Source organism: Nocardia sp. IFM 10818, from assembly GCF_054655275.1.
This window is the reverse complement of the sequence record NZ_BAAHJH010000001.1, coordinates 1,129,311-1,136,806: the sequence shown is the minus strand read 5'-3', so window position 1 is coordinate 1,136,806 and position 7,496 is coordinate 1,129,311. Positions and strand designations below refer to the sequence as shown.

Sequence of the window (7,496 nt, the reverse complement as noted above, 5' to 3'; positions counted from 1 at the left end):
ATGCCCCCGGCATCCACTCAGGCCGCCGTCCGTGCAGGACTGCTCGGGCACTTCACCGAGACCCTGCGCGCCCTGCCCGCCGGACTGTCCCTGGTCCTGTATCACCCCGAACTCCCCAAAGCGGGCCTGCACGAAGGCGTCAACCTCCCCTGGGACGCCGCCGATCCGGACAACCTCCTGGAGTTCTTCGACATCCGCTACTGGGTGCTCGGCACCACCCCCGACACCTCCGACCACTACTTCGACCTGATCATGCAGATCTGGACCGCCCGGGGCTGGCCCACCGAAACCCGCGGCGCCGCCCGCCCGCGCACCGGCTACACCCGCACCCCCGACGGCTACGGCCTCACCATCACCCAGAGCATCAACGGCTACCTCAGCATGGCCGGCTCCACCCCCGCCTTCGAGCCCGACTCCGACGAAGGCGCCCCCATGCCCCGCCAGATCGACCACCCCGCCCGATAGCCTTGGACCCTTCAGGTTCGGGTGAGGGGGTGGGGACGCTCAGGTGGGCGAGTTTGTGCGGGTTGCGGACCGAGTAGAGGTGGGTGATCCGGCCGGATTCGATCACCGGGCTGATGGTGGAGTCGAATTCGCCGCCCGGGTCCACATGAAGACACCGCCCGGCCCCGCCGTGTGACACCCGCACACGGCGCAGCGCCGCACGTGCGTGACAAGTGCGGCGCCGCGGAGCGAGAATCCGGCCGCTAGGTGGCGGTCTTCGGCGTGGCCGCGCCGACCGCGCCGACCACCGGCACACCGGTATTGCCGAGTTCGCCGACGACCTCGTCGCCGTGTTCGGCGGTGACCAGTTCCGTGCGTACTTCCTGATCGGACTCGTCGATGCCGCCGCGGTGGTGCATGCCCGCGCCCATGGGCGGAATCATGCCGCCGGGGCCCATGGCGGTGGCATTGCGGGGCGCGGACACCGGCTCGGCCACGGGGGCCGGAGTCGACGTGCCGGCCGGGACGGTGCGCGCGCCGGACCACTGGCTCAGGGGTGCGGCGCCCGCGATCGCGCCGAGGGGGACGCCCGCGCCGCCGGCGCCGAGGCCGCCGTCGAAGGGCTGGTCGACGGAGACGTCTTCGACCGGGGTGTCGACGGTCTGCTCGGCCGCAATGGATTCCAGTGTCTGCTGGACGGTCTGGGCGCCGGTGGTGGCGGCGCTCATGAGCGGCGAGAGCATGCCCAGGATCTGGGTGACCTGGGAGAGGGAGTCGACGCCGTCGGGGGCGTTGGTGACGTCCACCTTCTCGCCCGCCTTGGTCATTTCGGCGCTTTTCACGGTCAGGTCCGCGCGCGTCACGCCGACGACGGCCATTGCCTCTGCGGCGGTTTCGCTCGCCATGGACAGCAGGAAGACCTGACCGGGCGGGGTCGCCAGGAACGGGGCCGAGATGGTGAGGGCCGTGACGAACTTGGTGATGATGGCCGTCATCTGCGCCGCGCCGGTGGCCACCGTGCCCGCGGCGCCCGCGAGAACCGTTTTCTCCTGCACGTTCTGGGCTTGCAGCTGTGCGGCGTTCGTCGCCGCCGCGGCGCTCTTCTCGGCCGCCCCGGTCGCGCCCTGGCCCGACCACTGCTGGGAGGCCAGCGACATGACCGACTGCGCAATGGACATGATCGTGGTCAGCGCGGTCGAGACGCCCTCCAGGGCCTTCGACGGATCGATGCCCTGGCCGATCTGACCGAGCTGGCCGGTGCCGAACGAGGCCGCGATATCGGTGAGCGGGCGCGTCAGCGCGCTCAGGTCGATCACCGGGAGCGGGGGCAGCTCCGGCAGCGGCGGCACGGACGGGAGCTGAGGCAGTGCGGGCAGCCCCATCTCGCGCAGGATGTCATTGATCGGGCGGTCCAGCGCCGGACCCAGTGCCGTCCCGCGCAGCACCTCGGAAACAGCTATGTCGAGCGGCCCCTGCCCGGACGGCGTCGTCATAGCTCCTTCGCGTGCGCGACGAAGTTGGCGCCGGAGTGGCCGTCGACGCCCTCGTAGGTGGCGGCGGCCTCGTACGCGGTGAGCGCGGTGCCCGCGTGCACGGCCGCCAGCTCCGCGGTCGAGGCGTAGTGGTTGCCCTGGGCGGCAGCGAAACTCAGCAGGAAGTCCTGGCCGATCAGGCCGAAGACCGGGACGACCGCGGCGACGGTGGCCACGGTGTCGACCGAGGCGGCGGTGGCCACCGTGGAGGCGATCGCGGCGTTCGCCGCGCCGTACTGACGGATCGCGTCGGGTGTTGCAAGGACGTGGCTCATGATTCCCCCATCAGGAAGATCAATTCGAAATGAACTATACAGAGCGAAGATTCGCCTCGTATAGGAAAAACTTCACCAACTCGCCGTTGGGCCGGTGAACACAGGGTGGACGCCCGGATCAGATAGGACGCAGCCAGCTGTCCGGTTCGGTCTCGTAATCCTGCTCCTCCACATACTCCTGCCGCGTCACCTCCTCCACGGTCGGAAGCCCGGTGAGCGCCAGCATCTCCGGCGCCAGCCCGGCCGCCTGCAACTGCGCCCGCCGCTCCAACCCCGCCCGGTTGGCCGCCTGCTTGCACAGCCGCAGAATCTCCGCGGCCAGCGGCGCGGTATCCCCGCGCAGCTGATCGCGCTCCACTTCGAGGGCGATCGGCAGGCCGACCTCCGTGGTGGTCACCACCACGGCGCCGGTCCGCGACGCGACGGTGAACTGGGTCGGGAACGGAACATCATCGATTGTCATTGCCGTACCTGCCTTCTCACTCGTCCTCGACTATCCGGATCAACCCTCGACCACCGGCTTCGCCACGATCGGCGGTGCGCCCATGGCCTCTTCCAGATGTTCGGTGGAGTCCAGGAATTCGGCGCGCTTGTGCTCCTTGCCGTTCTGGCCGGCGCCGTGCGCACCACCCATACCGCCCATGGGCATACCGCCGCCCATGGGCATACCGCCGCCGGTCGCCAGGCCCGCGCGGGCCGTCACCCCTGCCGTCGCCGTAGTTTCCACGGTCGCGGCGCGCGGGAACAGCTTCGAGTTCGCGGGATTGGTCAGCGGGTTCGGCGCGCCGCCGCCGGGCGAGCCACCACCGGGACCGCCACCGCCCTTGGCGAGGTCCTTCAGCGTGCTCGGCAGGCCGCTCAGGCCCAGGTCCTTGAGCTGGTCCTGCAATTCGTTCTTCTTGGTGTTCTGCTGCGCCAGTTGCTGTGCGGACTGCAGGCCCTGTTGCAGGGCGCTGGTCAGCTGCGACATGCCCTGGCCGTTGCTGTTGCTGTTGTTGTTGTTGTTCCCGTTGCCATTCCCGTTGCCGTTGCCATTCCCGTTGCCGTTCCCGTTCGGGTCCTTGCCGTTCGGGTCCTTGCCGTTCGGGTCCTTGCCGTTCGGGTCCTTGCCGTTCGGATCCTTGCCATTCGGATCCTTGGTATCGGGCAACGGGATCTTCCTGGGGTCGATGGCGCCCTTCGGCTGATTGGTCGAGCCGCCGCCACCGTTGGGATTGGTATTCCCCCCGCCAGTGTTGTTGTTGTTCTGATTGCCGCCCGGCGTCGGCTGCTTCGCGGTGGGATCGGTGAGCTTCGGAATGGCGGTGCTGGTCGCGCCGAGATACGGCGTGTAGCTGGTGATGAAGGCGGTCTCCCAGGTGGCTTCGAGAGCGTCGTTGCGCGCCTGATCGCTGGCGTACGGGCCTTGCAGCTCGGCCAGATTGCCCCGGAAGGTGACCATCCACTCGCGGGTGTGCAGCACAGTGGCGGACAGCGCGGCCAGGTCCAGGGCGACGTCCTGCGCCTGGGACTTGAAACTGTTCACGGCCGCGATGGCGCCCACCTGGCCCTTGGCTTGCCACTCACCATCGAGAGCCATTCGCTCCAGCCGGTTGTACAGCGGATTGAAGACCCCCGCGATATTGACCGCGGCCCATTCCCAGAGGTGACTTTCGACGTCGAGGAGCTCCGGCGAGAGCGTATTGCGAATACCGCGGAACCACTCGACCCCTCGTCCGTAGGGGCTCTCCGCGCCGATCGCCGAGCCGTACTTGTCGCCGCTGATCTTGGGAAGCCCATTGTCCAGCTTCGCGCCGAGCAGGCCCTCCAGCTCCTTCTTGAAGTTCGCGACATTTCCTGGCGCACCCGTCGGGACGGTCATCACCGCGGGCAGGCTGCCTTTGAGCCGCGCCTCCGACCCTTCCTTGTAGCGGCCGAACGCCTTCCCGGAATCCTCGTCGACCGACTTGTACTTCTTGCCCGCCCAGATGAGGGTGTCGGCCATGGCGTCGATGAGTTCGGTGAAGCCGTTGACAACGTCTCCGAAGCGCCGGCCCTGCTCATTGAACCGGGCCATCAAATCCTGAGCGGATTGCAGGGTGGTCGCCGACCGGCTGGGATGGGTGCCGCCGAAGACTTTGTGCTCCTGGAACTTCGAGATGTTCTTCTTCAGCACACCCAGAACGTACGAGGCGTCCGCGGCCATGGTCGCGCATTCGTCCGCGGCGCCGGGCTCGAACTTGAGGCCGCCGGAATGCGCCTGCCGCGACAGTCCCTTCCAAGGGTTTTCGCTACCCACGTCTCGCTCCTGTCGTTGCTCGCACGACTTCCATTGCAGCCCTCATACTTTCACGCTCTCTCATCGTCAATGGCAATGAGAACCTCGGAGATGAGCGTCTCGACGGCCGTGATCATCCTGCGGCGGTCGGCCGACGACGCCACGGGCGGAAGATCATTGGTGATCAGATAGCGTCCATCGTCCTCGATATCGCGGTAGCCCAGTTGATAACGGACGATTCCGCGCGGGCCGTATACGGAATGACCCTGAACGACGTCGATGGTTCCGGCAGTCGTCACCGGCTTGGCGAGGAACTCCGTGGCGAGATCGGTGACCGTGCCCTCGACGGACTGGTGCGCCGGAGACAGCTCGTAGGCGTACTCGGTTTCTTCGACATCCTCGCGTTCGGCCAGCACGACATCACGGTTGCGGCCCGGACCGAGGTCCGGCAGCATCGCCATCAGTTCACCGGGAAGTGCGTCGGCGTCGAACTCGGTCATAGTGAATTCCCGCCCGTGCGAATGTATTTCACCGGGCTGCTGGACCAGTAGGTAGCCGAGTCCACCGCGCCTCGCGCCGAGCACCCGGATGGTCCCCTTGGGATTCTGCCAGTCCCGGCCGTCCCATCCGCGCAGTTCCACCCGCACATCCGCCCAATACACCGCGGCGATCGCCTCGTCGACGGCCGGCTCCCGGTCGCGCAGACCTTCGCGGGCGCGCCGCAGCTGCGCCAGATGCTCATCCCACCATTCTGCGTGACCACCGAACCGCAGCGGGGCGGGAAGCTGCTGCTCGCCCAAATCCTCCCAGAGCGCCTGCAATTCGAGATCCGTCAGAGACCAGCTTTGATACACCTGGATCAACCTTCCACCCCCGCTTCCGCCGGTCTCGGCGCATCGCCCGCGCGATGCCGGCCGGCGTGCAGGGTGCCCGCCAAGGTCAGCTGGTAGGCGGCACCGTCCAAATCCGCTGTGTTGCCGAATACTTCAACCAGCAACGGATAGTCGACCCGGTTTTGTTCCGCGGCGGCGACGAAATTCTCTACGGCGGTACGCAAGGCGCGATCAGCTTTCTCCGCCACCAGCCCGCTGATCACGTCCGCCACGGTTTCGGCGGTCCACATGCCCGGGACGGCCGAGGCCAGTTCGGTCGAGGCGGGGGATTCGCCGCGATGCCAGCGACCGTCCTCCCACCAGTAGCAGAAGGTGAGCAGACCGCCTGCCGCGCGGGTGTTGAGAACAGGTGTGGCAACCCATTCCGGGGCGCCGGCATACAAGCGGGGCAGGGGGGCCTCGGTGTTGTAGGCGGCGGCGAGTTCGGGGGCGTTCCAGACGCCGCCGGAGAGCACGGCGCGGCCGCCGGGTAGCGAGTACAGGGTGGAGCCGGAACGGCGGGAGCCCTCGAACCAGCCGAAGGAGGGCAGGACGCGCGGACCCCACTGCGAGCCGATGGCGACGAAAGCGGCGGCGATGGCGGACCAACGTGCCCACAGCAGGGGGAAGTCCGGGAAGTCGTCTTCGGAAATCACCGGGGTGATGCCGGATTCGCGATCGGCGCGGGCCTGCGCGGCGGCCTGCTGCGGGGTGCGAATCTGACGGTTGCCGTGGCGGACGTATGCGGCGAGCCAAACCGGCAGTGCCGCACGGGGATACGCTTCCAGGTCGGCGAGATAGTCCTCGGGAGCGAACAACTGGTCGTCGGGAAATGGCTCATCGCCGTAGTCGTGGTCGACCTCGAGCTCGCCGTCGGATGAGAGATCGAGTTCGAGACGCCACCACGGGCCGTCGCCGAGTTCGGCGGAGAGCGCGCGATGTTCGGCCGCCAGGGCGTGGATTTCCGGGGTCGGGTGCACCTGCGCCTGGCGTTGCTCCGGATCGGCGAACACCACGCGGGCGAGCTGGCCGTTCACCGTGGCGGAGAACGACGCCCGCACCCGCGCCCAGCCCTGCGGGCCCAGCTCCAGCAGACCCTGGGCGATGCGATGCGCTATGCGGCGGGCCTTTTCCGCGACATCGGGTTCGGGCGGCGGCTCGAGGGAGAAGCCGACATCCGGAAGCCCGTCGAGCCGGAAGCCGACGTCCGGGGCGGATTCGCCCTCCGCTCCGGCGGTTCCGATGACTTCCCCGCCGGCAGCGCCGACCACTTCGCCATTGGCGGACGCGCCTACCGCTCCGGTCACCAGCGTCGATGCACCGAGAGTGGCGGATTCCGGTGCCTCGTTCGGGGTTTCGATGGGCTCTGAGGACATTGTCACGGGGTAATCGTCTCCTGGGCGGTCACTTCGAGACAGTGTGAGCCCCGAACCGTATGCGATATCCGGCTGCCACGCTAGTTTTCCGGGCGGCGCTTGCGGGCGGCGCGCTCGGCGAGATTACGGGCCATGGCGGTCTTGCGGGCCGCGGCATTGGAGCCGTCCAGTTGACCCGCGAAGGCCAGGCGCGCGGCCTCGACCATCTCATCGGTGGCGGCGCCGCGCGCGCGGGCGATCGCCCACAACGCCTTCTCGGTCTGCTCGTCGAGGCCGGACTCGGTGCGCACGCCGCTCCCCTGCACTGCCTGATCCAGCGCGCTGTCGAAATTGCGGCGCAACTGCTCCTCGCTGGGGCGGCCTCTGCGCACTTCGTTCCTCCTGATCTAGCGAATTACCGGCGGCACCGAACCCGGCTAGCCGTCCGACGCCGGACGACCCTCGTTGAACATGCGTTCCAGGTCGGCGCGCCAGCGGGCGGCATTGCTGCCGTCCAGTTGACCGGCGAGTGATTTCCGGGCGGCCGCGACGAGCTCCTCGGAGGCGTTCGGATGGGCGCGGGCGATGGCCCACAGGGCGTCCTCGGTCGGCGAGTCCAAGCCGGTTTCGGTGCGCACACCGCGGCCCGCCAGCACATCCGCCAGCACGGCTTCGAAGTTCCGCCGCAACTGCTCCTCGCTCGGGCGGTCTGCGCGCACGTCCATCCTCCTCGTTCGTGTCGAACCATCTGTCAGCATCAC

General features: G+C 68.1%; 9 protein-coding genes. 1 reads left to right on the top strand and 8 read right to left on the bottom strand.

What is annotated here, in order from left to right:
- The gene (locus ACYQ5L_RS05075; protein WP_459955857.1) at nt 1-465 is read left to right on the top strand and encodes a hypothetical protein; all 465 of its coding nucleotides are present in this window, start codon (nt 1-3) and stop codon (nt 463-465) included.
- 242 nt (nt 466-707) lie between these two features.
- On the opposite strand, the gene ACYQ5L_RS05070 is transcribed toward ACYQ5L_RS05075, so the two are convergent.
- The 8 genes from ACYQ5L_RS05070 to ACYQ5L_RS05035 all read right to left on the bottom strand — a co-directional run bounded on the left by ACYQ5L_RS05070 (nt 708) and on the right by ACYQ5L_RS05035 (nt 7,454).
- Complete coding sequence (locus ACYQ5L_RS05070) at nt 708-1,937, bottom strand: hypothetical protein (RefSeq protein WP_459955855.1); 1,230 nt, start codon at nt 1,935-1,937, stop codon at nt 708-710.
- Nucleotides 1,934-2,251: a type VII secretion target gene (locus ACYQ5L_RS05065; RefSeq protein ID WP_459955854.1), complete on the bottom strand. Its 318-nt coding sequence runs from the start codon at nt 2,249-2,251 to the stop codon at nt 1,934-1,936. Before ACYQ5L_RS05065 ends, ACYQ5L_RS05070 begins: the two co-directional genes overlap by 4 nt.
- Before the next feature lie 118 nt (nt 2,252-2,369).
- Complete coding sequence (locus tag ACYQ5L_RS05060) at nt 2,370-2,714, bottom strand: hypothetical protein (protein ID WP_459955853.1); 345 nt, start codon at nt 2,712-2,714, stop codon at nt 2,370-2,372.
- Between the two features lie 39 nt (nt 2,715-2,753).
- Nucleotides 2,754-4,529 carry a hypothetical protein gene (locus tag ACYQ5L_RS05055; protein WP_459955850.1) on the bottom strand — a complete coding sequence of 592 codons (1,776 nt, stop codon included), beginning with the start codon at nt 4,527-4,529 and terminating at the stop codon, nt 2,754-2,756.
- A gap of 50 nt (nt 4,530-4,579) precedes the next feature.
- A complete protein-coding gene (locus ACYQ5L_RS05050; protein WP_459955848.1) occupies nt 4,580-5,362 on the bottom strand; it encodes an ESX secretion-associated protein EspG in 783 nt (260 codons plus the stop codon).
- Between the two features lie 5 nt (nt 5,363-5,367).
- Nucleotides 5,368-6,756: a hypothetical protein gene (locus ACYQ5L_RS05045; RefSeq protein ID WP_459963325.1), complete on the bottom strand. Its 1,389-nt coding sequence runs from the start codon at nt 6,754-6,756 to the stop codon at nt 5,368-5,370.
- 80 nt (nt 6,757-6,836) lie between these two features.
- Nucleotides 6,837-7,127, bottom strand: coding sequence for a hypothetical protein (locus tag ACYQ5L_RS05040; protein WP_459955847.1), 291 nt, complete (start codon nt 7,125-7,127; stop codon nt 6,837-6,839).
- A 45-nt stretch (nt 7,128-7,172) separates the two neighbouring features.
- The gene (locus ACYQ5L_RS05035; RefSeq protein ID WP_379193016.1) at nt 7,173-7,454 is read right to left on the bottom strand and encodes a hypothetical protein; all 282 of its coding nucleotides are present in this window, start codon (nt 7,452-7,454) and stop codon (nt 7,173-7,175) included.
- Nucleotides 7,455-7,496 lie beyond the last annotated feature (42 nt).